Below are 21,820 nucleotides of genomic sequence, written 5' to 3' on the forward strand. Positions count from 1 at the left end.
AGGGTGCGGAAAAACTCGGTTTGCCACCCTCTGACCCGTCACCCCCGCGAAGGCGGGGGTCCATGTTGGGGCAATGCGGAGAGCTTGCCGCAATATATAGTGCGCTGAGGCATGGATTCCCGCCTGCGCGGGAATGACGGAAGAAAAAGGGGGGGTTTTCCGCACCCTGTTAGAGCGCGATGGCATTAGGTCGGCGCACGGGGTGCGCCGACCTAATGTCTGAATCGCACTCTAATTTATTGATATAGAGGCGGATTCAACCTGATAGCATCCGGATACTCTAGGCGCGCCGGCGCGCGCCGCCCTCACCCCGGCTCGCTGGCGCTCGCGCCCCTCTCCCGCAAGTATGCATCGCCTACCCAGAGGTAAGGCCCGCCGCCCGTTCGGCGCCCGCAGGGGGCAAATGGGGGCCAAGCCGGGCGGGGCGAGTTTTGCGATTGCCTCTCATTTGCAGCTCGTGCTAACGTATATGAGTCGAACCAAGTCGCGAGGGCGGAATGTACGTCTGCATCTGTCATGGGATCCGGTGCCGCGACGTCAAGGCGGTGGCCCGGAAGGGTGGCTGCCGCACCGCCGACGTCTTCCGCGAGGCCGGGGCCGAGCCGCGCTGCGGCATCTGCGTCAACACCATCCGCGAGACCGCGGACCCGTGCGGCGCCACCTTGTGCCAGGCGGGGGGGTGACGGCATGTTCCTGTGGAAAGGCCTGAAGGCGGACGATGTGGCGCGGCTGATCATGCGCCTTGCCCGCCGCCGCGCCGCCGCCCGCCATGCCAAGCCGGCGCGGCCGGCCGCCGCCAAGCCCGGCGCTCGCCCCACGGCGCGACCTGGCCGACAAGAGGGTTGAGCCGGCGGGCGGGGAGAGGCTATCCTGCCGGGCAGGGTAGCCGATTGTCCTCGACCATGCTGAAACGCCTCGCCTTTCTTCCCAGCTTCGCCCTTGGCATCGACGACATCGATTCCGACCACCGCATGCTGATCGAGCTGTCGAACCGCATCGCCGATGCCATCGACCGCAGCGACTACGCCGATTGCGAGGCGTTGTTCGACACCTTCATCGCCAATTGCGCCGCCCATTTCGAACGCGAGGAGGTGCATCTGCGCGCCTCCCGCTATCCCCAGGCGGAGCTGCACGCCCGCCAGCATGCCGAGCTGCTGGAGCGGGCGCGGGGAACGCGGTCGTATTGCAGCGAGCGGCTGCTGTACGACCAGGCCGGCGAATGCTATGGCAAGCTGATCGATTTCCTGGTGGCCGACATCCTGCGCGCCGACGTCTACTTCAAGTCCCACATCGAGGCCACCGGCTACCAGAAGGGTTAGGGCGTCGGCCGTCCGGCCGGCCAGGTCGCCTTGAGGCCGACCACGAAACCGTTCTCGACATCGACTCCGATGGGGAAGGGCGGCCACACCCAGGTCTCGCCGCCATCGGGGCGGAAGCGGCAGCGTCGGGCCGGCCGGCCGAGCACATCCAGCACCCGCTGCGCCGGGTCGCCGAGGGCGAGGCCGGCGAAGGTGGCCGGCATCTCGGTCGGCGGTCCCACCAACTGCACCGCCACCGCCACGCCGTCGCGGTAGGTGATGGTGTAGTGGGGCCGGGGCTCGCCGCGCTGGGCGATGAAATAGGATCGGGTCTCGGTGTGGTCGTCCACAGGCACCGCCGCGACCGGTTCGCCCAGCAGCGCCTCAACCGTCCTTCTGGTGTCGGCGATGGCCACGGCGCCTACCTTCAGGCAGGGCAGGAAAGTCACCGCCCGCCGGCCGGCGGCCATCGCCGCGCCGTCCTCAGGCGGCAGCACGCAGGCGAGACCGCGATCGGCGGTGCGGTGGAACTGGTAGGGCACCATCTCGGCCGCCGCCGGCCCGGGCTCGGGCAGGTCGTCGGCGCCGCGGCACGATTGCGCGCGGACGGCGGCACCGGGGGCGAGGATCAGCAGCAGGGCAAGGACGAGCAGGCGCATGGCCGGGGGATCATAGCCTCATCGGTGCGGCCACCACCAGCACCGGTTCCGCCAGGTTGCGGCGGCGTCCAGGCGGGTCATGCCGTTGCCCTCACAGGCCGGCGCGCGGGTCGTAGGGATGGTCGCGACCCCAGCGCGCCACGAAGGCGGCCAGGTCGTCGTCGATGCGCTCGGGCAGCACCACCTTCAGCGTCACGTAAAGGTCGGCGCCCTTGATGCCCTTGCCCCTCAGGCGCAGCACCGTGCCGGTGTTGGAGCCGGGGGGAACGGTCAGGGTGACCGCGCCGGTCAGCGTCGGGGCGCGCACCCTGGCGCCCTCCACCGCCTCGGGCAGGGTCACCGGCAGGTCGAGGTGGAGGTCGTCGCCGACCCGGCGGAACAGCCGGTGCGGCTCCACCCCCACCTCCAGCAGCAGGTCGCCGGCGCCGCCCGGACCGGGCTCGCCCTGGCCCTTCAGGCGCAGGGTCTGGCCGTCCTTGAGGCCGGCCGGGATGGTGACGTCGAGCGAGCGGCCGTCGGCCAGGGTCAGGCGCCGTCTTGCGCCCAGGGCGGCGTCGGCGAAGGGGACGGTGAGCGCGTGGCGCAGGTCGCGCCCGCGCCCGGCGGCCCGGCGGGCGGACACGTTTTCACCGAACAGGTGCGAGAACACCTCCTCGGCCGAGTCGCCGCCGAACGAGAAGTGGTAGGCGCCGCCGCTGCCGCCGGTGCGGAAGCGCTCGAAGCCGGCGCCGAACCCGCCGGGGCCGGCCTGGGCCTGGGCATGGGCCTGGGTGAAGGTCTCGCGGCCCTCGCCGTCGATCTCGCCGCGGTCGAAGCGTGCCCGCCGGACCGGGTCGGACAGCAGGTCATAGGCGCCGTTGAGCTCGCGGAACCGCGCCTCGGCACCGGCATCGCCGGGATGCAGGTCGGGGTGGCTCTGCTTGGCCAGCTTGCGGAAGGCCTTGCGGATGTCGTCTTCGCCGGCGGTCTTGGCGACGCCCAGGATGTCGTAGGGGTTTCGCATGGTCCCGGTTCCTCCGCGCCCGCCCTGCGGCACGCGCCCCGGGGCCCGGAATGGCACCCCGGCATTATGGATTTAGGGGGCGCCGCCGACCCGTCAAGCCACCCCCGGCCGCGCTCCCGCCCGCAGCGCGAGATTACCAAACCTTAATCCGCCCGACATGTGGCGGTAAGGTCGGCGACGGCATGATCACCAACAACAGGGCGAGGGAAGAGCCCGGCGGAATTAAGCGCTCCCCGCCGCTTCCCCTGCCCCGGCGGACGAACTCCACCGCCGACCGGAAGCCCCTCCTCCCCCGGGGGGCTCCAATGTCTAGAAACCGGCTATCCCCCCGGCCGGCTCATCGGAAGCGGCCCCCGCAGTCCCCCCCTGGCTGCGGGGGCTTTCCATTGGAGAACGCGCGGAGTATGTATGCCCCCATGCGCATTCTGCTCATCGAGGACGATCTCGAGGCCGCCGCCTATCTGGCCAAGGGCCTGAGGGAAGCCGGCCACACCGTCGACCATGCCGGCAACGGCACCGACGGTTTGTTCCTGGCCACCTCCGAGCGCTACGATTCCATGATCGTCGATCGCATGCTGCCGGGGCTGGACGGGCTGGCCATCATCCAGGCGCTGCGGTCGTCGGGCAACGCCACGCCGGTGCTGATCCTCTCGGCCCTGGGCAAGGTCGATGACCGGGTGCGCGGTCTCAAGGCCGGTGGCGACGACTATCTGGTCAAGCCCTACGCCTTCGCCGAGCTGCTGGCCCGCATCGAGGCCCTGGGCCGGCGCGGCCAGGCCGGCCAGCCCGAGACCCGCCTCAAGGTCGAGGATCTCGAGATGGACCTGCTGGGCCGCAGCGTGCGGCGCGCCGGGCGCGAGATCGACCTGCAGCCGCGCGAATTCCGCCTGCTGGAATACCTGATGCGCCATGCCGGCCAGGTGGTGACCCGCACCATGCTGCTGGAGAACGTCTGGGAATACCATTTCGACCCCCAGACCAACCTCATCGACGTCCATATCAGCCGGCTGCGCCAGAAGGTGGACAAGGATTTCGAGCAGCAGCTGATCCAGACCGTGCGCGGCGCCGGGTATTCGCTCCGTGCGGCCCGCTAAGGTCTCGCTGCCGCCGCTGCTGCGGGCCACCACCTTCCGGCTGGCGCTGTCCTATCTCGGCATCTTCACCGTCTCGGCCATGGCTCTGCTGGCGCTGGTGTCGTGGTCGACCTCGGTGTTCATCGAGTGGCAGGTGCAGGAAACCGTCGAGGCCGAGGCCACCGGCCTGTCGGAACAGTACCGCGAACGCGGCATCCAGGGCCTGGCCGAGGTCATCGGCGGCCGCGCCGGCCAGGACCAGGAACGCCGCACCGTCTACCTGCTCACCGCCCCCGATGGCGGCCGCGTCGCCGGCAACCTCTACGGCTGGCCGCTGGACGAGCCCGACGCCGCCGGCTGGATGCGTTTTCCCGTCGAGCACCTGGGCGAAGCGCGTCTGGCCACCCCGGTGCTGGGCCGCGCCTACGACCTGCCGGACGGCTACCGGCTGCTGGTCGGCCGCTCGCTGCACGACGCCCGCCGGGTCAAGTCGGCCATCAACCGGGCGCTGGGCTGGGGCCTGGCGCTGACCATCCTGCTGGGCATCGCCGGCGGCTACTTCACCAGCCGCCACCTGCTCAACCGGGTCGAGGCCATGAGCCGCACCGCGCGGCGCATCTTCGGCGGCGACATGAAAAGCCGCATGAACCTGTCGGGCACCGGCGACGAGTTCGACCGCCTGGCCGCCGGCTTCAACGAGATGATGGACGAGATCGAGCGGCTGGTGGAGGGCATGCGGGCGGTCACCGACAACGTCGCCCACGACCTGCGCACGCCGCTGAACCGCCTGCGCTCGCGCATCGACATGGTGCTGCTGGGCGAGCACGATGCCGCCACCCTGCGCCGCACCCTGGAGGAGACGGTGGCCGAGGCCGACGAGCTGCTGGCCACCTTCAGCGCCCTGCTGGCCATCGGCAGCGCCGAATCGGGACAGCGTCTGCATGCCTTCGAGCCGGTGGACCCGGGGCGCCTGGCCGCCGACGTGGTCGAGCTCTACGAGCCGCTGGCCGAGGAGAAGGGGATCGCCATCGCCTGCCACGCCGATCCCGGCCTCAAGGTGGCTGCCGACCGCCACCTGCTGGTGCAGGCGCTGGCCAATCTGGTGGACAACGCCGTCAAGTACACCCCGGACGGCGGCACGGTGGCGGTGACGGTGGCCCGGGTCGGGGCCGAAGTCGAGATCACCGTGGCCGATTCCGGCCCCGGCGTGCCGGAACCGGCGCGCGAGCGGGTGCTCGACCGCTTCGTCCGCCTCGACGCCACCCGCTCGACCCCGGGCAACGGCCTCGGCCTGTCGCTGGTCAAGGCGGTGGCGCGGCTGCACGGCGCCCGCCTCAGCCTCGAGGACAACGCCCCCGGCCTGCGGGTACGGATGCGGCTCCCGGCGGTGGGTTAGATTCAGCTTTGCTTGGAGCAGCCTCATGCTGAGGAGGCACCCGCAGGGGGCCGTCTCGAAGCACGAGGCGGGCCAAGACCGTGCGACGGGCCTGGCCCTTCGAGACGCCGCTGTCGCGGCTCCTCAGGGTGAGGCCCGAATGGAGTTAAGGTACGGCGGGACAGCCAGTCGGCCCGCTTCCCTTCCGATGCTCCGGCCCCTACCATGGGGCATGGCTGCTTTCCCCGCCCTCCGTGCCGGTCCCTGGCCGCGCCGCCTCCTGGCCGCCGCCGGCGCGCTGGCGCTCTATGCCGCCGCCGAGTGGGCGGCGCTCGGGCACAGTCTGGACGGCTCGCTGCTGGAGCCGTGGAACGCCGGCTTCGCCGTCAGCTTCGGGTTGGTGGCGCGGTATGGCTTCGCCTGGCTGCCGGTGGCGGCGGCGGCGCCGCTGCTGGCCGGCTGGGGCGGCGCCGAGGCGGATGCCCTGGTGGTCCGCGTGGCGGCCGAGGCCGCCGCCTGCGCCGCCGCCGCCGCCATCCTGCGCCGGCGGCGGCGCGAGCGGCCCGATATCGGCCTGCCGCGCACGGTGCTGCGCCTGTTCGCCGCCGCCCTGGCCGCCGCCGCCATGGTCGCCGTGATGCGCGGCGCCGCCATCGCCGCGCCGCCCTGGCAGGTCGCCGCCACCGGCGCCCATCTGCTGCTCGCCCATCTGGTCGCCGTCCTGCTGGTGGCGCCGCTGTTCCTGGTTTCCGGCACGCCGCGGCAATGGCTGCGCGACCTGGGACGGCCGTCGGTGGAGACGCTGCTGCAGGTGGCGGCGCTGTCGATCATCGCGTGGGAGGTGTTCGGCCGCTTCGTCAACGAGGAGGTCCATTTCTTCTACCTGCTGTTCCTGCCGCTGGCCTGGATCGCCACCCGCCACGGCCAGGCCGGCACGGCGCTGGCCCTGGCGGCGGTGCAGCTGGCGCCGGTGGTCACCGACCGGCTGTCCGGCCATGCCGACCACGCCATCGTCGAGCTGCAGATCCGCCTGGCGGTGCTGGCGGTGACCAGCCTGCTGCTGGGCGCCATGGCCAGCGAACGCCGCCAGGCCGACGCCCGCATGCTGGAGCGCCAGACCGAGCTGGCCCATTTCCAGCGCCTCAACGTCGGCTGGGAGATGGCCTCGGCGCTGGCCCACGAGCTCAACCAGCCGCTCACCGCCGCCATGAACTACACCCAGGCGGCGCAGCGCCTGATCGCCGCGCCGGGGCCCGACCTCGAGCGCGCCGGCCGCGCCATGTCCAAGAGCGTCGATCAGATCGAGCGGGTCGGCGACATCATCCACGGCTTGCGTGATTTCATGCGCAAGGGCGAGCTGCGGCTGGCCCGCAACCGCGTCCGCGAGGTGGTCGATGACGCGCTCCGCCTGGTCTCGGCCGAGGCCAACGCGTCCGGCATCGCGCTGAACGCCGCCGGATTGTCGGCGCTGCCGCCGGTGATGGCCGACAAGACCCAGATCGTTCAGGTGCTGGTCAACCTGATCCGCAACGCGGTGCAGGCGCTGGCCGGGGCCGGCACCCCGGCCGGGACGGTGGCGGTGTCGGGCCGGGCCGGCGACGGCTGGGTGGAGCTGGCGGTGGCCGATAACGGCCCCGGCCTGCCGCCCGAGGTGCTGGCCAAGCTGTTCGAGCCCTTCGTCACCACCCGCGCCGCCGGCATGGGCCTCGGCCTGTCCATCAGCAAGTCGATCCTGGAAGCCCATGACGGCCGGCTGTGGGCCGAGACCCTGCCCCAGGGCGGCGCCGTGTTCCGCTTCACCCTGCCCGTCGCCGCCGCCGGAGAGATGGCCGATGCCTGATACCCCCGTCCATGTCATCGACGATTCCGAGGACGTCCGCGAATCCCTGGCCCTGCTGCTGGACGTCGCCGGCTATCCCTGCCGCACCTGGGGTTCGGCGCTGGACTTCCTCAAGGCGGTGCAGCCCGGCTGGAAGGGCTGCATCGTCGCCGACGTGCGCATGCCCGGCATGACCGGCATCGAGTTGCAGAAGGAGCTGCACCTGCGCGGCCTGACCCTGCCGGTGGTGATCATCACCGCCCATGCCGACGTGCCCATGGCGGTGGCGGCGCTGAAGGCCGGCGCCATCGACTTCATCGAGAAGCCCTTCCGCGACGAGATGCTGCTGGCCGCCATCCGCACCGCGCTGGCCACGCCGGCCGAGGCGGTCGGCCGCCCCGGCGGCGGCGGCACGGCGGCCCGGTTGGCCTCGTTGAGCGAGCGCGAGCACGAGGTGATGCTGCTGCTGGTGGCCGGCCATCCCAACAAGGTGGTGGCCGACCGCCTGGGCATCAGCCCCCGCACCGTCGAGGTCCACCGCGCCCACATCATGGAAAAGACCGGAGCCCGCACCCTGGCCGATCTGGTGCGCATGGCGTGCCTGTACGGGGAAGGGTAGGCGGCAACACGGCCCTGTCTCGTCATCGCCGGGCTTGACGAGTTGAGGGGGGCCGCCTGCGGCAGGGGAGGGGGTTTCCCTTTAGAGAGAACACCAAAAGAACACGGGGCTACGTATCTTTCCCAATGGCAGGCGCGGCGGTGCAAGCCTCATATTAGAACAATCTTATCCCATCCGGGGATTGTTCGGAGGTTCGATGTCATCGCCCGTCGCTGTCGGCCCATCCTGGCTGCCGAAGGTGTTTCCGTTCCTGACCTGGCTGCCCATGGTCACCCGCAAGACCCTGGGCGCCGACCTGTCGGCCGGGCTGACCGGCGCCGTGGTGGTGCTGCCCCAGGGCGTGGCCTTCGCCACCATCGCCGGCATGCCGCCGGAATACGGCCTTTACGCCGGCATGATCCCGGCCATCATCGCCGCCCTGTTCGGGTCCTCGTGGCATCTGGTGTCGGGGCCGACCACCGCCGCCTCCATCGTGCTGTTCTCGTCGCTGTCGGCGCTGGCCGAGCCGGGCTCGTCCCATTACGTCACCCTGGCGCTGACCCTGGCCATCATGGTCGGCCTGCTGCAGCTGACCATGGGGCTGTTCCGGCTGGGCTCCATCGTCAACTTCATCTCGCATTCGGTGGTGATCGGCTTCACCGCCGGCGCCGGCGTGCTGATCGCCGCCAACCAGGTGAAGAACTTCTTCGGCCTGCCGATTCCGCGCGGCTCGCATTTCCACGAGATCTTCGCCTACCTCTTCACCCATCTGGCCGATATCGGCCCCGAGATCGCCGCGGTGGGGGCGCTCACCCTGGCGACCGGCATCCTGGTGCGCCGCTTCGCCCCGCGCTTTCCCTACATGATCGCCGCCATCCTGGCCGGCAGCGTCGCCTCGACCCTGCTCAACGCCTATGGCGGCGCCCATATCCCGGTGGTCGGGGCGCTGCCCAGCAGCCTGCCGCCGCTGTCGGCGCCCAGCTTCGATCCCTCGGTGTGGCGCGAGCTCGCCCCCACCGCCCTGGCGGTGACCATGTTCGCCCTGACCGAGGCGCTGTCCATCTCGCGCGCCCTGGCGGTGCGCAGCGGCCAGCACATCAGCGGCAACCAGGAATTCATCGGCCAGGGGCTGTCCAACATCGCCGGCAGCTTCTTCTCGGGCTACGTCGCCACCGGCTCGTTCAACCGCTCGGGGCTGAACTACGACGCCGGGGCGAAGACGCCACTGGCGGCGGTGGTGGCCGGCGCCGCGCTGATGGTGATCGTGCTGGTGGTGGCCCCGCTGGCCGCCTACATGCCCAACGCCGCCATGGCCGGGGTGCTGTTCCTGGTCGCCTACGGCCTGATCGACAAGCACCACATCGCCCAGATCTTCAAGACCAGCCGCTCCGAGACGGCGGTGATGGTGGTGACCTTCCTCGCCACCCTGACGGTGGAGCTGGGGGTGGCGATCCTGACCGGCGTGCTGCTGTCGCTGCTGCTGTACCTGAATCGCACCTCGCGGCCGGGCATCCTGATCCGGGTGCCCGATCCGGAAAGCCCGACGCGCAAGTTCACCACCGATGCGGCGCTGCCGGAATGCCCGCAGCTGCGCCTGATCCGCATCGACGGCTCGCTGTTCTTCGGCGCCGTCGCCTATCTGCAGGAGACCCTGCGCCGCTTCGAGGAGGAGAATCCCGGGCAGCACCACCTGGCCATCGTGATGTCGGGGGTGAACTTCATCGACGTCGCCGGTGCCGAAGCCCTGGCGCAGGAGGCGCGGCGCCACCGCGCCAAGGGCGGCGGCCTTTATTTCATCCGTATCAAGGAAGGGGTGCTGGCCCAGCTCGAACGGGGGGGGTACCTGGAGGAAATCGGCCGCGAGCATATCTTCCAGTCCAAGACCCAGGCCCTGCGGGCGATCTATGCCCAACTGGATCACGTCTATTGCCGGTCGTGCGGGCGGCGGGTCTTCGTCGAGTGTGGGCGCTTCGGCCGCATCGAACCGGACGTCGCCGAATCGGTCAAGGGAGCCGCCTGATGCATCCCGACTATCGCCGCATCCTGGCCCTGGTGTCGCTGGACCGCGTCGGCCTCGCCGTCGCCAGGGCGGCGGCCGGGGAGGTGCGCCATGCCGGCGCCCGCCTCGCCCTCGGCCACGTGGTGGACTGGGCCACCGAATGGGGATGCGACGACTTCTCGGTGCTGACGCCGCAGGAACTGGAACAGCGCCTGAAGGTGGTGGTCTCGCGCCAGATCACGGCGCTGGCCGGCCGCATCGGCATTCCCGACGCCGCCTCGCTGGTGGCGTTCGGCGGCCCCGAGCGGGGCCTGGGCGAGCTGGCGCGGTCGTGGCAGCCTGACCTGGTGGTGGTCGATAACGCCCGCTTCGGCGATCTCGCCGCCGGCGGGGTGGTCAGGCTGCAGGGCTGGGAATGCGACGCCCTGGCGGTCGAGACCGGGGGCATCGGCAGCCGCCGCCTGCGCGACCTGGCGCGGATGGCCTGGCTCTCACCGCTGCCGCACTGGCCGCGTTGACAGGGTGCGGAAAAACCCCCCATTTTTCTTCCGTCATTCCCGCGCAGGCGGGAATCCATGCCTCAGCGCACTATATATTGCGGCAAGCTCTCCGCATTGCCCCAACATGGACCCCCGCCTTCGCGGGGGTGACGGGTCAGAGGGTGGCAAACCGAGTATTTCCGCAGCCTGTCAAAGCAGTTCCAGCCTTGACGGAATTGCGACACACCCGCCCGGCGCCTGAGCGGGTCCGGCACGGACCCTAGATCAGGAACAGATCGTCCAGCGCCTTGAACAGGTCGTCGCCGAAGCTGGGGCCCTTGTGCACCACCGGGACCTTGCGCGGCAGCAGCGCCAGGCGGTCGTCGCCGTCGCCCAGCGAGGTGATGACGGCGATGGGGATGTTGCGGGTGGCCGGCATGGAGGCCAGGCCGATGGCCAGGTCGATGCCGTCCAGGTGCGGCATCAGCGCCGAGACGATGATCAGGTCGGGCTTGATCTGCACCACCTGGGCGAAGGCGTCGATGGTGTCCGAGATCACCGACACCCGGTAGCCGCATTGCTGCATCTCGCGCTCGACGAAGCGGGTCTGGGCGCCGTGGGGCATCACCAGCATGACCTCGACGTTGCGCACCTCGATGTCGCCCAGGTCGAAGCCGAGCTTGACGGGAAGCGCGCGGACCAGGCCCGAGGGATCGCCGTCGGCGGGCTGGCGCCCCTCGACCAGCGACAGCATGAGGTCGAGAAAGGCCTGCAGGTCGTCCCAGGCGCGCGGCGGCAGCGGTTCGTGGGCCTGGGCGAGGTACTCGTCCAGCCGCCGTGCCACGGTGGCCAGGGCGCGCAGGCCGTGATTGGCCGCCTGGCCGCGCAGGTTCACCGCGGCGCGGCGGAAGGCGACGATCAGCTCGGGCTGCGGCGTGCGGCCGTGGCGGCCGGAATCCAGGACCACGTCCAGGCCATGCAGAACCTCGGCGGCCTCGTCGATGAACTCGCGGCGGAGGTCCTCGGATAGGTCGGTCACGGCGCGGCTGCTGCCGCCACTGCCGGCGTCGTTCATCACTGGCTGCCCTTTCACCCCCCGGTGCAGGACGACAGTCTAGCAAGGAAGGACGCATCTGCTCCACTTCTTTGCGGCCGGCGGGAACATGAGTGCGGCAGGGCGGTGTTGATTAATGCGGATCAACCGAGGAGAAACGCCATGGCTCACCCCGAAGACCACCGCGCGCCCGGACAGAAAGAGTTCAAGCCCGGCGACACCGCCTGGGAGGGAACGCCGGGCACCGGCGAGGCGCTGTGCCCGACCTGCGGCGGCAGCGGCAAGGCGGACGGCGCGCCCTGCCCCGATTGCGAGGGCACCGGCGTGGTCGTCGCCGGCATCGGCGGCGCCTGAGGGGGACAGGGACCCCGGCCGCCGCGGCCGGGGTCCCTCCCAAGTCCCTACAGGAACGCGACGGTGGCCAAAGCGGCGGCCAGGACGCCGGCGCCGGACAGCGACGCCAGCAATTGCGGCCGGAGCACGTCGTAGAGCGGACGGGCCTCGTCGCGAACCCGCGCCGCCACTTCCGAGGCGGTCATGCGGCCGCCGTAATGGCAGTCGCACAGCAGCCAGTGGGCCTGGCGCTCGGTCAGCCCGAAATACGCCATGGCGTCGCCGAGGCGGTCGCTGGGCAGGCCGTCGGTGCGCAGCAGCGGGTCGGCGAACGCCACCGCCAGCGGCGATTCGTCCTTGCGCAGGTCGCGCCGCACCGCCGGGCTGACGTACTCGACGTCCTCGAGGGCGCGCAACGGGCGCGCCGCCTGGGCATCGAGCAGGTCGGCCCAGCGGGTCAGCCGTTCCGTGCGGGTCAGTTTGCGTTCGAACATCGGGTCCAGGCTTTTCACCCCCCGGATCCGGTCGAGGTCTTGGTGGTGCATGGGGTCCTCCGGTCTCGATCTCGCGAGTTGCTCGGGTTGCGGGCCATTCGTCCGGTGAAGCCGAAACTCCCCGCATGTCCGGGGGGGCGGTGCACCTGGGGCCACATCCCAACAACACGCGCGCGCCGGGAAAGGTTCGGCGGGGGCGTGTCATCGCGCATCCGGCGAACGGGGGATACCAGGCGGCTATTGCCACCGGGCCGGGTCGAGGTCAGACTGTGGATGGTTCAGCCTGTGCGGAAGTAAGCCTTGGCACCCGAGACCACGGTCGAACGCATCGTCCGCAAGGACATCCTGCAATGCCATCCCGCCACGCCGGTGGCCGAGGCGGCACGCCTGATGGCCGAGCGCGGCTGCAGCTCGATCGTGGTGATCGAGGACGGCCGCCCGATCGGCATCTGGACCGAGCGCGACGCGCTGAAGGTGGACCTCGAGGATTCCGCCCAGTACCGCCGCCCGGTGGCCGAGATCATGAGCCGGCCGGTCAAGACCCTGGCCGCCGACACCACCCTGGCCGAGGCCGGAGTGCGCTTCCAGATGGAAGGGGTGCGCCATTTCGTGGTCGTCGACGCGGCCGGGACCTCCATCGGCGTGGTCAGCCAGACCGACGTCATCCTGCGCCACGGCGTCGAACATTTCCTGGTCCTGCGCAACGTCCAGTCGGCGCTGGCCCGCGCCCTGGTGCGGGTGCCCGCCGGGTCGTGCCTGAACGGCGCCATGGCGATCCTGCGCGCCGCCCGCTCCGACGCCGCGGTGGTCGAGTACGGCGACGGCGAGCCCATGGGGATCATCACCGAGCGCGACATCGTGCGCATCGTCGCCGCCGCCGGTCGGCCGCCGGTCAATGTCGGCGCCGTCGCCAGCCGCCCGCTGGTGACCATGCACGAGGACGAGAGCCTGCTGTCGGCCCGCACCATCCTGGAGGAAAGGCGAATCCGCCATCTCGGGGTGGTCGGCGACGACGGCGCGGTCAAGGGCCTGCTGTCGTTTTCGGACATCCTGGCGACGCTGCAGTACGAATACGTCCAGCGCCTCAACGAGGCGCTGAAGGAACGCGACGAGGCGCTGATCCGCTCGCGCAAGGACCTGCACCTGGCGCGCAGGGTGATCGAGGCGTCGCTGGACGGGGTGATGATCTGCAGCCCCGATTTGCGCATCGAGTTCATCAACCCCGCCTTCACCCAGCTGACCGGCTACACCTTCGAGGAAGTCGAGGGCAAAAGCCCGGCCATCCTCAAGTCGGGACGCCACGACCGCGACTTCTATGCCGCCATGTGGGAGACCCTCAACACCGCCGGGGTCTGGCAGGGCGAGATCTGGAACCAGCGCAAGGACGGCGAGGTCTATCCCGAGTGGCTGACCATCAACGCCATCACCGACGAGACCGGCCGGGTCACCCAGTACGCCGCCGTCTTCAGCGACATCACCGAACGCAAGAAGACCGAGGAGCGGATCAAGAACCTGGCCTATTTCGACGTGCTCACCGGGCTGCCCAACCGCCGCCTGTTCGTCGATCGCCTGCAACTGGCCATCGCCAACTGCCACCGCCATGGCGCGCGGCTGGCGATCATGTTCCTCGACCTCGACCTGTTCAAGCGCATCAACGACACCCTGGGCCACGGCGTCGGCGACCAGGTGCTGGTGGAAATGGCGAAGCGGATCGGCCAGTGCATCCGCGAGGGCGACACCCTGGCCCGCCTGGGCGGCGACGAGTTCGTGGTGCTGATGCAGGAACTCGAGCACCTCGAGGACGCCGCCAAGTTGGCCGAGCGGGTCATCGTCAACGTCAAGCAGCCGTTCCAGGTGGACGAGCACGAGCTTTACGTCACCGCGTCGATCGGCATCGCCATCTACCCCGAGGACGGCACCGAGGCCGAATCGCTGGTCAAGAACGCCGACACCGCCATGTACCGGGCCAAGGACATGGGGCGCAACAGCTACCAGCTCTACACCCCGGCCATGAACGCCCGCTCGTTCGAGCGCCTGGCCATGGAATCGGCGCTGCGCCACGCCCTGGCCCGCAACGAATTCGCCCTGGCCTACCAGGTCAAGGTCGATCTCGGCTCGGGCAAGATGTCGGGGGTCGAGGCGCTGGTGCGCTGGCGCCACCCCGAAATGGGCATCGTCTCGCCGGCCGAATTCATTCCGCTGGCCGAGAACATGGGCCTGATCTCCGAGATCGGCGCCTGGGTGCTGGAGGCCGCCTGCCGCCAGTGCCGGGCCTGGCACGACCTCGGCCTGCCGCCGGTGCGCATCGCCGTCAACGTCTCGGCGCTGCAATTCCGCGAGGACGACGTCCCCCATCTGGTGGAGCGGGCGCTGAAGGAGACCGGGCTGGCGCCCCAGCACCTGGAGCTGGAACTGACCGAGACCCTGCTGATGCAGCGGGTCGACGACGTCGCCGGAGTGCTGACGCGGCTGCGCGACATGGGGGTGCACGTCTCCATCGACGATTTCGGTACCGGCTATTCGTCGCTGTCCTATCTGAAGCGGATGCCCATCGATTCGTTGAAGATCGACCGCTCGTTCGTCAAGGACATCACCGAGGACGCCGACGCCGCCACCATCGTGTCGACCATCATCAACCTCGCCCACAATCTCAAGATGCGCTGCATCGCCGAGGGCGTGGAGACGGCGGAGCAGGCGGACTTCCTGCGCTCGTGCGGCTGCGACGAGGTCCAGGGCTACCTGATCAGCCGCCCGGTCTCGGCCGAGAACATGGTGAGCCTGTTCGACCGCAACCTGCTGCCCGGCGCGGTGGGGTAGGGTGTCTGCCCAATTCGTTGACACTCGCTCGGCCATGCCCGCATTCTAGGCATTATCCCTGGAAGCGAGCCCTGCCATGACACCTTCGGCCGCCGATCTGCCGCGCCTGACCGACCATTATTTCCGCCGCACCGCCGAAATCGTCGGGCGTTACGGCGATGTGGAGGTCACCTATGCGGTGTTCCTGCGCCGCCCGGTGGTGGCGGCCTGGCGGCTGGCGGTGGACTGGCTGAAGGCGGTGCAGGCCGAGCGCGGCCAGACGGTGGCGGTCAAGGCCCGCTTCGCCGAGGGCGCCTGGGTCGGTGCCGGCGAGCCGATCCTGCTGATCACCGGCTCGTTCCGCCACCTCGCCGAGTGCGAGACGGTGCTGCTGCAGAAGCTGGGCGGCCCCTGCGTCGCCGCCTACAACGCCTACCAGATGTGCGTCGACCTGCCGCATGTGGGCTTCCTCGCCATGGACGCCCGCCACTGTGCCGGGGCCGAGATGCACGAGCTGATGGCCTACGGCGCCGCGGTGGGGTCCGAGGCGGCCAGGAAGGCGGTGGGGGCGCGCGGGTTCGTCGGCACCTCGACCGACGTGGCGGCGCCCCATTTCGGCACCGAGGGCGGCCGCGGCACCATGCCGCACGCCCTGATCGGCTATGCCGGCAGCACCTTGCGCGCCGCCGAGATGTTCCACGAGATGTGGCCCGAGGACGACCTCGTCATCCTGCCCGACTTCTTCGGTGCCGAGGTGAGCGACAGCCTGGCGGTGTGCCGGCGCTTCCCCGATCTGGCAGAGGGCGGGCGCATCGCCATCCGCCTCGACACCCATGGCGGGCGCTACCTGGAGGGGCTGGGGCCGCAGGAATCCTACGCCGCGCTGGAGCGCCACGTGCCCAAGGCGATCCGCGGCTACCGCTCCGAGAGCGAACTGAAGCACCTGATCGGCCCCGGCGTCTCGGCCGCCGCCATCTGGCACATGCGCGAACAGCTCGACCGCGCCGGTTTCGAGCGGGTCCGCATCATCGGCTCTTCGGGCTTCGGCCCGGCCAAGTGCAAGGTGATGGCCTATGCCCGGGCGCCGCTGGACCTGATCGGCACCGGCTCGTTCCTGCCCGAGACCTGGAGCGAGACCTACGCCACCGCCGACATCGTCTCCTATGGCGGCGAACGCCGGGTCAAGGTGGGACGCGAGTTCCTGTGGGCGGCGCTGGAATAGACTGGTCGCCCTCCCCGATAAGGGGAGGGGTGTTCACAACCCGAACACCTTCTCCGACAGCGTCAGCAGAATCTCGAACACGATCAGCAGCACGATGTACCACTCGACCCGCAGCGAGCGGCTGGTGTGGACCAGATCGAGCAGGGTCTCGGCGGTATTGCCGATGACTTCGAGTTTGTGGTCGAGGGCGCGCGAGCGCTCGCGGATTTCGTATTCGCGCTCGAGGCGGCCGAACAGTCCCTCCAGCTCGGGCACGTTCCACAGCGCCTCGGGCTTCTCCAGCACCTCGGCGCGGCCGACCATGCGGTGCTGGGTCAGCAGCACGTCGCCGATCTGCGACAGCAGGTCCTTGATGCGGAAGTCGCGCTGGCCGCGGTTCTTCAGCCGCGCCGCCAGCGGTTCGACGCGGTCGAAGACGTTGCCGGCCCTGACCTCGAAGAATTCCAGCATCAGGTCCTTGGCCAGCACGTCGGCGACGATCTGCATGCGCTCGGGCGAAAGCTCGGACAGCACGATGGTGCCGTCGGGGTCCACGTGCTCGTTGCTGCCCGGGATGATGTCGATGTGGGCTTCCTCCCGCAGCGGCTGAGGCAGCGGGTCGGTGAGCAGGCGGGCAAGGTCGGCGAGGAAGTGGGCCTCCTCCTCGGCGGAGATGTCGAACAGCACGGTGACGCCGTAGCGCAGCAGCACCGCATAACCCTTGCGGCCCATGCGCAGGGTCAGCGGGGTGGTGGCCAGCGCCTGCTTCTGCTCGTAGCCGCGGGTGTCCAGGCGCTCTCCCAGCAGGAAGGCACGGACCATGATGGATCTGCGGCCGGACAGGTCGCCGCTCGAAGATTCGGGAATGGGTTCGCTGGTCATGATGGCGCGATGGTTGCCTTTCGGCCGGGGAAAATCAAGCGCCCCGGCGAAAGTGGTGGGTGGCTCGGGTGTTTTCCCTACAAAAGGCGTGGAATAGGGGGCTGCCATACAATATCTTGGCGGTCTCTTGGTCGAGCGGCCAAACGATTGATTTTTGTGGGCGGGACGGGCATCCTCTCGCAGGGATTCCAAGTCCTTGTGGCGTGACGCTGCGGAATCGGGCAGTTTCCCTCAATCATTCCCTTCGAGAGCGGGGGGAGGCGACAGTCCTTGCTGCGTTGCGGCAAAGACTGGCGTGCAAAAATTCACGGGGCGGTCATGGGCGATACCACGATGACGCGAGGCGAGGCGGAGACGCAGATGCAGGACGGCGGTGCGGACGGTGACGCCAGGGCGTCGGCCGGGATGGAGCTGACTGCGCCGCGTGCGCCGGTCTTCGCGGTGCCCGAGGCCAAGGCGGCGGGGGGCGCCCGCGGGCTCAACCTCGCCGGCGGCATCCTGACCGCGGCCTGGCTGGCCTTCTGCGGCACCTACGTCAGTTCCAGCATCGGCTGGGAGAACCTGCTGGGGCTGCAGCCGCAGGAGCTGGGCGGCATCGTCGGCGCCGCCTTCGCTCCCATCGCCTTCCTGTGGGTGGTGCTGGCCTGGCTCGACCGCGGCCGCGCCATGCGCGATGCCGCCGCCGAGCTGACGGCCCATCTCGCCCGCCTGACCTATCCCGCCGAGGGCGCCGAAAGCCGGGTCAAGGCGGTCGCCGACTCGCTCCGGGTCCAGGCCCGCGAGTTGAACGAGGCCTCGGCCCGCGCGGTCGCCGATGGCGAGACGGTGCGTGCCAAGCTGGCCGCCCAGGTCGAGGCCATGAGCGGACTGGTCGGCCGCATCGGCGGCGAGACCCGCGAATCGGTCGAGGCCCTGCGGGTCGAGGTGGAACGCCTCAACCACGCCGCCGACGCCGCCACCGCCCGGGCGCGCGAGGTGGAGCACCTGCTCAGGCTGCAGAGCGCCGACCTCACCACCGTCACCGACAGCGCCGCCGTCAAGGTGCAGCAGTTCGGCGAGGTGATGCGCGAGAACATCGAATCCATCGAGCAGACCTCGTCCCGTGCCGCCGAGCGCGCCAGCGCCATGTCGGAGCAGGTGCAGAAGCATGCCGAGGCGCTGGACCGCGTTTCCGGCCATGCCGTCGAGCGCGCCGAGCACGTCGGTACCCTGTTCGCCACCCAGGCCGGCCGCCTGATGGAGACCTCGGATACCGCCGCCGGCCGCGCCGAAAGCGTCTCCACCACCCTGTCGCAGCGCATCGAGGCGCTCGAATCCCTGTTCAGCCGCCAGAACGCCGACCTGGACGGCGCCGCCGTGCGCCTGGCCGAGCAGACCGGCCGCATCAGCTCGTCGCTGCAGCAGCAGGCGACCGGGCTGGACCAGATCACCGACCGCGTGCTGTCGCGCATCAAGATCGTCGAGGAAGCCCTGTCGGTGCAGTCGCGCGAGGTTTCGGCCGCCTCCGACCAGGCCATGACCCGCTTCCGCGAGATCGAGGAGGTGCTGGGCCGCCACGCCGACAATCTCAGGACGTCCGCCGACGAAGCCGCCGCCCAGATGGGCGAGGTGGGCGAGGTGTTCGCCCAGCGGCGCGACGATGTCGACGCCGCCGCCGACCGCGCCACCGCCCGGGTGCGCGAAGTGGCCGATGCCTTCCAGGGTGAATCCCGCGCCCTGTCCGCCGCCTCGGACCAGATGCAGGCCCGCGCCCGCGAGGTGTCCGAGACCCTGCGCCTGCACATCGAGGATCTGGGCAAGGGGGCCGAGCGCGCCGCCGGCCAGGCCGAAACCATCCGCCAGACCCTGCGCAAGCAGGCCGACGAACTGGCCGACGCCGCCAACGTGGTCTCGACCCAGTCGCGCCTGTCGGAAGCCTCGCTGAACCAGCAGTCGCGCCACCTGGTGTCGACCTCGGACCAGGTGATGGCCAAGGTCAAGACCATCGCCGACACCCTGCGCCAGAACACCAACGACCTGATCGCCATGTCCAGCCGCGTCGGCATCGAGCTGGAGGCGGTGGGCGAGGGCCTGCGCCAGCGCACCAGCGAAGTCGGGCTGGCCGCCACCAAGGCGGTGGCCGACACCGCCGGGGTGTCGGACATCCTGGAGAAGCGCAGCGAGCAGATGGCCTCCATCACCGAGCAGGTGGCCGGCCGCATCCGCGGCGCCACCGACGCACTGCGGAAGCAGACCGAGCAGCTGGTGTCCACCGCCGACCAGACCCAGAGTGCGGTCAGCGAGGTGGGCGAGACCCTGAAGGACAATGCCGGCTCGCTGTCGCGGGTGGCCGATGATTCCTCCGAGGTGCTCAAGGCCTTCGGCCAGGCCATCAACAAGCACGCCGCCGATGTCGGCGACGCCGCCCAGCGGGTGTTCCACAACTCGCAGACCGCCGGCGACGCGCTGCGCCAGATCGTCCGCGATTTCGAGGAAACCTCCAACAAGACCGCCGCCCAGGTCACCGCCGCCGGCGACATGCTGCGGGCCGGCATCCGCGACCTCACCCAGGCCTCGGAGCGCATCACCACCAGCGTGCGCAACGCCGGCGACGGCCTGCGCCGCCAGGCCCAGGACCTGCAGGAATCCACCGAGCGGACCGGCGCCAAGCTGGAAAGCTCGTTCGAAATGATCCGCCAGAAGTCCAACGATCTGGGCGTCACCGGCGAACGGCTGTCGCAGCAGGCCGAGAACCTGGCCGCCACCTTCGGCCGCCAGATCGATGAACTGGTCAGCGCCTCGAAGCTGGCCGAGTCCCGCGCCGAGATGATCGAGGATCGTCGCGCCCAGGCCTCGGTCGAGCACTTCCTGCAGGCGGCCGCCTTCATCGTCGAGAAGCTGCAGTCGCTGTCGGTGGATATCGGCCGCATCTTCTCGGCCAACATCGACGAGAAGGCATGGCGCGAGTTCCACGCCGGCGACCAGAGCGTCTTCGTCCGCAAGATCCTCAAGAACCTGGACAAGCACCAGGTGGTGGCGATCAAGAACAAGTTCGAGGACGACGGCGAATTCCGCGAATACGTCGCCCGCTACCTGACCGAGTTCGAGTCCCTTCTGAACCAGGCCCGCCAGTCGGACTACGCCGACGTGCTGACCGGCACCTTCACCTCGTCCGAGGTGGGCAAGCTGTATCTGGTGCTGGCCCGCGCGCTGGGGCGGCTGGAATAGGCCCTCCGGCGCTGCGCCGGATGGCCGGGAAGGGCGCCCCAGCGGGCGCCCTTCTTGCATTTTCAGCAATCGCCATGATCTGATGCTGCACTGCAGCATCAGCGGCCGCTCCGGCCGCGGGCAGGATTGGAGGGCACGACCCATGCTGATCCGCAAGCTCGGTTTCCATGAACGGCCCCTGTACGCCGACCATCTCAAGCGCCTGCCGGACGCCGACAGGCGCTTTCGCTTCGCCGCCGCCCAGGTCTCGGACCAATGGATCGACCGCTACGTCGCCGGCATCGGGGCCGACGACCTGATTCTGGCCGCCTTCGACGGTGAGTCCATGCTGGGGGCGGTGCACATCGCCATCGCCGGCGAGATCGCAGAGTTGGGGGTCAGCGTCGATCCCACCGCCCGCAGCCGCGGCCTGGGTGCCGATCTGATGGCCCGCGCCGTGCGCTGGGCGCGCAACCGCTTCGTCCTCAGGGCCTACACCCTGTGCCAGTCCGACAACACCGCCATGGTGGCGCTGGCGCGCAAGCTGGGCATGACCGTCCACCGCGATTGCGGCACCGCCGAGGCCTATCTGCCGCTGCTGCCGCCCGACTTCCTCACCGTCTCGGACGAGGTGGCCATCGGCCTGCACGTGGTCATGCAAGACATGGCCGAGGTGGTGCGCACCTGCCGTGGCCTGCTGGTGCCCGGGGTCCGGTAGGATTCACCGCCCCTGGGCGATCTGGATGCCGGCGGCGGGATCGGACAGTCGCTCCAGCCAGCGGTCGAGGCCGGCCCCGGCTGGCGCCGGGGCGAGCAGCCAGGTTGCCGCGCACAGCACCAGGGCCAGTGCGGCGGCAGCGATTCCGGCGGTATCCGGTCTTTCCATCGGCTCCTCCCCTGGGTGGTGACGGCGACCGGATGACGGTACCCGAAGGGGTGCCGGCCGGACATTCCGCTTCGGACGTAGGGGGACGGGTCCGGACGGGATAGGGCAATTGGATGCGGTCGGGGGGCACCCAACCTGACAGGGGAGATTGACTGCCGGGGGCTGCTCCATGGGTGAGGACCGCCGCTGTCGTGCCTGGTGCGACTTCCTGCTGGGCATCACGCCGGCCGGCATCGACGAGGGCCTGGACCGCCTCGCCGCCCCCGACATCCACTACCACGACCCCTTCGTCGATGCCCGCGGCCTGGTCCAGGTGCGGCGGGTGTTCCACGGCATGTTCGAGGACGTCGACGATCCCCGCTACAGCTTCACCCACTGCGCCTGCGACGGCGACACCTGCTTCCTGCGCTGGCACTTCACCTGCCGCCCCAAGACCATCGCCCGCGGCCATCCGTGGATCTGCGACGGCATCACCGAGATCCGCTTCGACCCGGCCGGCCGCGCCGTCGAATATGTGGAGCACTGGGACGCCGGCGAGCAGGTCTACGAGAAGATCCCGGTGCTGCGGGCGGTGGTCCGCCTGGTCAAGCGCCGGGTGTCGGGGTGGGGTTAGAGCCGGATGCTATCAGGTTGAATCGCGAGGCGATCCAACCTGATAGCTGAATCCGCCTCTAACAGGGTGCGG

Annotated in this window: 21 protein-coding genes; 15 read left to right on the top strand and 6 right to left on the bottom strand. The window is 69.9% G+C overall.

What is annotated here, in order from left to right:
• Positions 1 to 497 precede the first annotated feature (497 nt).
• The 3 genes from MTBUT4_RS11200 to MTBUT4_RS11210 are packed head-to-tail and all read left to right on the top strand — an operon-like array spanning position 498 to position 1,319.
• Entirely contained in the window at positions 498 to 683 is a 186-nt protein-coding gene (locus MTBUT4_RS11200) for a bacterioferritin-associated ferredoxin (protein ID WP_173979782.1), read from the top strand.
• 4 nt (positions 684 to 687) lie between these two features.
• A complete protein-coding gene (locus MTBUT4_RS11205) occupies positions 688 to 846 on the top strand; it encodes a hypothetical protein (RefSeq protein WP_173979783.1) in 159 nt (52 codons plus the stop codon).
• Between the two features lie 56 nt (positions 847 to 902).
• Complete coding sequence (locus MTBUT4_RS11210; protein WP_173979784.1) at positions 903 to 1,319, top strand: bacteriohemerythrin; 417 nt, start codon at positions 903 to 905, stop codon at positions 1,317 to 1,319.
• Here MTBUT4_RS11210 and MTBUT4_RS11215 read toward each other — a convergent pair.
• Together MTBUT4_RS11215 and MTBUT4_RS11220 are read right to left on the bottom strand one after the other, a co-directional pair.
• Positions 1,316 to 1,957: a hypothetical protein gene (locus MTBUT4_RS11215; RefSeq protein ID WP_173979785.1), complete on the bottom strand. Its 642-nt coding sequence runs from the start codon at positions 1,955 to 1,957 to the stop codon at positions 1,316 to 1,318. The two genes, MTBUT4_RS11210 and MTBUT4_RS11215, sit on opposite strands and share 4 nt — an antisense overlap.
• Positions 1,958 to 2,048: 91 nt before the next feature.
• A complete protein-coding gene (locus MTBUT4_RS11220; RefSeq protein ID WP_173979786.1) occupies positions 2,049 to 2,960 on the bottom strand; it encodes a J domain-containing protein in 912 nt (303 codons plus the stop codon).
• Between the two features lie 416 nt (positions 2,961 to 3,376).
• On the opposite strand from MTBUT4_RS11220, the gene MTBUT4_RS11225 reads away from it, so the two are divergent.
• The 6 genes from MTBUT4_RS11225 (at position 3,377) to MTBUT4_RS11250 (ending at position 10,342) form a co-directional block, all read left to right on the top strand.
• Entirely contained in the window at positions 3,377 to 4,054 is a 678-nt protein-coding gene (locus MTBUT4_RS11225) for a response regulator transcription factor (protein ID WP_173979787.1), read from the top strand.
• Entirely contained in the window at positions 4,041 to 5,429 is a 1,389-nt protein-coding gene (locus MTBUT4_RS11230; RefSeq protein ID WP_254434832.1) for a HAMP domain-containing sensor histidine kinase, read from the top strand. Before MTBUT4_RS11225 ends, MTBUT4_RS11230 begins: the two co-directional genes overlap by 14 nt.
• A 211-nt stretch (positions 5,430 to 5,640) precedes the next feature.
• On the top strand, positions 5,641 to 7,248 hold the full coding sequence (locus MTBUT4_RS11235; protein WP_173979788.1) for a sensor histidine kinase: 1,608 nt from the start codon (positions 5,641 to 5,643) through the stop codon (positions 7,246 to 7,248).
• Complete coding sequence (locus tag MTBUT4_RS11240) at positions 7,241 to 7,846, top strand: response regulator transcription factor (protein ID WP_173979789.1); 606 nt, start codon at positions 7,241 to 7,243, stop codon at positions 7,844 to 7,846. The genes MTBUT4_RS11235 and MTBUT4_RS11240 overlap by 8 nt, the downstream gene beginning before the upstream one ends.
• A gap of 196 nt (positions 7,847 to 8,042) precedes the next feature.
• Positions 8,043 to 9,845, top strand: coding sequence for a SulP family inorganic anion transporter (locus MTBUT4_RS11245; protein ID WP_173979790.1), 1,803 nt, complete (start codon positions 8,043 to 8,045; stop codon positions 9,843 to 9,845).
• Positions 9,845 to 10,342 (top strand): universal stress protein, encoded by a 498-nt coding sequence (locus MTBUT4_RS11250; protein WP_173979791.1) that lies wholly within the window; start codon positions 9,845 to 9,847, stop codon positions 10,340 to 10,342. The genes MTBUT4_RS11245 and MTBUT4_RS11250 overlap by 1 nt, the downstream gene beginning before the upstream one ends.
• 241 nt (positions 10,343 to 10,583) lie before the next feature.
• Here the strand turns inward: MTBUT4_RS11250 and MTBUT4_RS11255 are convergent, their stop codons facing one another.
• A complete protein-coding gene (locus MTBUT4_RS11255; protein ID WP_173979792.1) occupies positions 10,584 to 11,378 on the bottom strand; it encodes an Hpt domain-containing protein in 795 nt (264 codons plus the stop codon).
• 141 nt (positions 11,379 to 11,519) lie between these two features.
• Between MTBUT4_RS11255 and MTBUT4_RS11260 the strand changes: the two genes are divergently transcribed.
• Positions 11,520 to 11,711 carry a hypothetical protein gene (locus tag MTBUT4_RS11260; protein ID WP_173979793.1) on the top strand — a complete coding sequence of 64 codons (192 nt, stop codon included), beginning with the start codon at positions 11,520 to 11,522 and terminating at the stop codon, positions 11,709 to 11,711.
• Positions 11,712 to 11,758: 47 nt separating this feature from the next.
• Here MTBUT4_RS11260 and MTBUT4_RS11265 read toward each other — a convergent pair whose 3' ends face one another.
• On the bottom strand, positions 11,759 to 12,235 hold the full coding sequence (locus MTBUT4_RS11265; RefSeq protein ID WP_173979794.1) for a hypothetical protein: 477 nt from the start codon (positions 12,233 to 12,235) through the stop codon (positions 11,759 to 11,761).
• Between the two features lie 249 nt (positions 12,236 to 12,484).
• Here MTBUT4_RS11265 and MTBUT4_RS11270 point away from each other — a divergent pair, with 249 nt between their 5' ends.
• Positions 12,485 to 15,001: an EAL domain-containing protein gene (locus MTBUT4_RS11270; RefSeq protein ID WP_173979795.1), complete on the top strand. Its 2,517-nt coding sequence runs from the start codon at positions 12,485 to 12,487 to the stop codon at positions 14,999 to 15,001.
• A gap of 76 nt (positions 15,002 to 15,077) precedes the next feature.
• Positions 15,078 to 16,202 (top strand): nicotinate phosphoribosyltransferase, encoded by a 1,125-nt coding sequence (locus MTBUT4_RS11275; RefSeq protein ID WP_173979796.1) that lies wholly within the window; start codon positions 15,078 to 15,080, stop codon positions 16,200 to 16,202.
• A 33-nt stretch (positions 16,203 to 16,235) separates the two neighbouring features.
• Here the strand turns inward: MTBUT4_RS11275 and MTBUT4_RS11280 are convergent, their stop codons facing one another.
• The gene (locus tag MTBUT4_RS11280; protein ID WP_173979797.1) at positions 16,236 to 17,063 is read right to left on the bottom strand and encodes an RMD1 family protein; all 828 of its coding nucleotides are present in this window, start codon (positions 17,061 to 17,063) and stop codon (positions 16,236 to 16,238) included.
• Positions 17,064 to 17,381: 318 nt separating this feature from the next.
• On the opposite strand from MTBUT4_RS11280, the gene MTBUT4_RS11285 reads away from it, so the two are divergent.
• Positions 17,382 to 20,270, top strand: a complete 2,889-nt coding sequence (locus MTBUT4_RS11285) for a hypothetical protein (protein ID WP_173979798.1) — start codon at positions 17,382 to 17,384, stop codon at positions 20,268 to 20,270.
• Between the two features lie 142 nt (positions 20,271 to 20,412).
• The gene (locus tag MTBUT4_RS11290; protein WP_173979799.1) at positions 20,413 to 20,967 is read left to right on the top strand and encodes a GNAT family N-acetyltransferase; all 555 of its coding nucleotides are present in this window, start codon (positions 20,413 to 20,415) and stop codon (positions 20,965 to 20,967) included.
• A 3-nt stretch (positions 20,968 to 20,970) separates the two neighbouring features.
• Here the strand turns inward: MTBUT4_RS11290 and MTBUT4_RS11295 are convergent, their stop codons facing one another.
• Positions 20,971 to 21,135 (bottom strand): hypothetical protein, encoded by a 165-nt coding sequence (locus MTBUT4_RS11295; RefSeq protein WP_173979800.1) that lies wholly within the window; start codon positions 21,133 to 21,135, stop codon positions 20,971 to 20,973.
• A gap of 169 nt (positions 21,136 to 21,304) precedes the next feature.
• Here MTBUT4_RS11295 and MTBUT4_RS11300 point away from each other — a divergent pair, with 169 nt between their 5' ends.
• Positions 21,305 to 21,748: a nuclear transport factor 2 family protein gene (locus MTBUT4_RS11300; protein WP_173979801.1), complete on the top strand. Its 444-nt coding sequence runs from the start codon at positions 21,305 to 21,307 to the stop codon at positions 21,746 to 21,748.
• Positions 21,749 to 21,820: the final 72 nt, after the last annotated feature.

Origin of the sequence: Magnetospirillum sp. UT-4 (genome assembly GCF_902729435.1) — a bacterium.
GTDB lineage: Bacteria > Pseudomonadota > Alphaproteobacteria > Rhodospirillales > Magnetospirillaceae > Magnetospirillum.

Coding starts and splice junctions, on each gene's coding strand:
- MTBUT4_RS11200 (WP_173979782.1), top strand. CDS start 498: ATGTACGTCTGCATCTGTCATGGGATCCGGTGCCGCGACGTCAAGGCG.
- MTBUT4_RS11205 (WP_173979783.1), top strand. CDS start 688: ATGTTCCTGTGGAAAGGCCTGAAGGCGGACGATGTGGCGCGGCTGATC.
- MTBUT4_RS11210 (WP_173979784.1), top strand. CDS start 903: ATGCTGAAACGCCTCGCCTTTCTTCCCAGCTTCGCCCTTGGCATCGAC.
- MTBUT4_RS11215 (WP_173979785.1), bottom strand. CDS start 1,957: ATGCGCCTGCTCGTCCTTGCCCTGCTGCTGATCCTCGCCCCCGGTGCC.
- MTBUT4_RS11220 (WP_173979786.1), bottom strand. CDS start 2,960: ATGCGAAACCCCTACGACATCCTGGGCGTCGCCAAGACCGCCGGCGAA.
- MTBUT4_RS11225 (WP_173979787.1), top strand. CDS start 3,377: ATGCGCATTCTGCTCATCGAGGACGATCTCGAGGCCGCCGCCTATCTG.
- MTBUT4_RS11235 (WP_173979788.1), top strand. CDS start 5,641: ATGGCTGCTTTCCCCGCCCTCCGTGCCGGTCCCTGGCCGCGCCGCCTC.
- MTBUT4_RS11240 (WP_173979789.1), top strand. CDS start 7,241: ATGCCTGATACCCCCGTCCATGTCATCGACGATTCCGAGGACGTCCGC.
- MTBUT4_RS11245 (WP_173979790.1), top strand. CDS start 8,043: ATGTCATCGCCCGTCGCTGTCGGCCCATCCTGGCTGCCGAAGGTGTTT.
- MTBUT4_RS11250 (WP_173979791.1), top strand. CDS start 9,845: ATGCATCCCGACTATCGCCGCATCCTGGCCCTGGTGTCGCTGGACCGC.
- MTBUT4_RS11255 (WP_173979792.1), bottom strand. CDS start 11,378: ATGAACGACGCCGGCAGTGGCGGCAGCAGCCGCGCCGTGACCGACCTA.
- MTBUT4_RS11260 (WP_173979793.1), top strand. CDS start 11,520: ATGGCTCACCCCGAAGACCACCGCGCGCCCGGACAGAAAGAGTTCAAG.
- MTBUT4_RS11265 (WP_173979794.1), bottom strand. CDS start 12,235: ATGCACCACCAAGACCTCGACCGGATCCGGGGGGTGAAAAGCCTGGAC.
- MTBUT4_RS11275 (WP_173979796.1), top strand. CDS start 15,078: ATGACACCTTCGGCCGCCGATCTGCCGCGCCTGACCGACCATTATTTC.
- MTBUT4_RS11280 (WP_173979797.1), bottom strand. CDS start 17,063: ATGACCAGCGAACCCATTCCCGAATCTTCGAGCGGCGACCTGTCCGGC.
- MTBUT4_RS11285 (WP_173979798.1), top strand. CDS start 17,382: ATGGGCGATACCACGATGACGCGAGGCGAGGCGGAGACGCAGATGCAG.
- MTBUT4_RS11290 (WP_173979799.1), top strand. CDS start 20,413: ATGCTGATCCGCAAGCTCGGTTTCCATGAACGGCCCCTGTACGCCGAC.
- MTBUT4_RS11295 (WP_173979800.1), bottom strand. CDS start 21,135: ATGGAAAGACCGGATACCGCCGGAATCGCTGCCGCCGCACTGGCCCTG.
- MTBUT4_RS11300 (WP_173979801.1), top strand. CDS start 21,305: ATGGGTGAGGACCGCCGCTGTCGTGCCTGGTGCGACTTCCTGCTGGGC.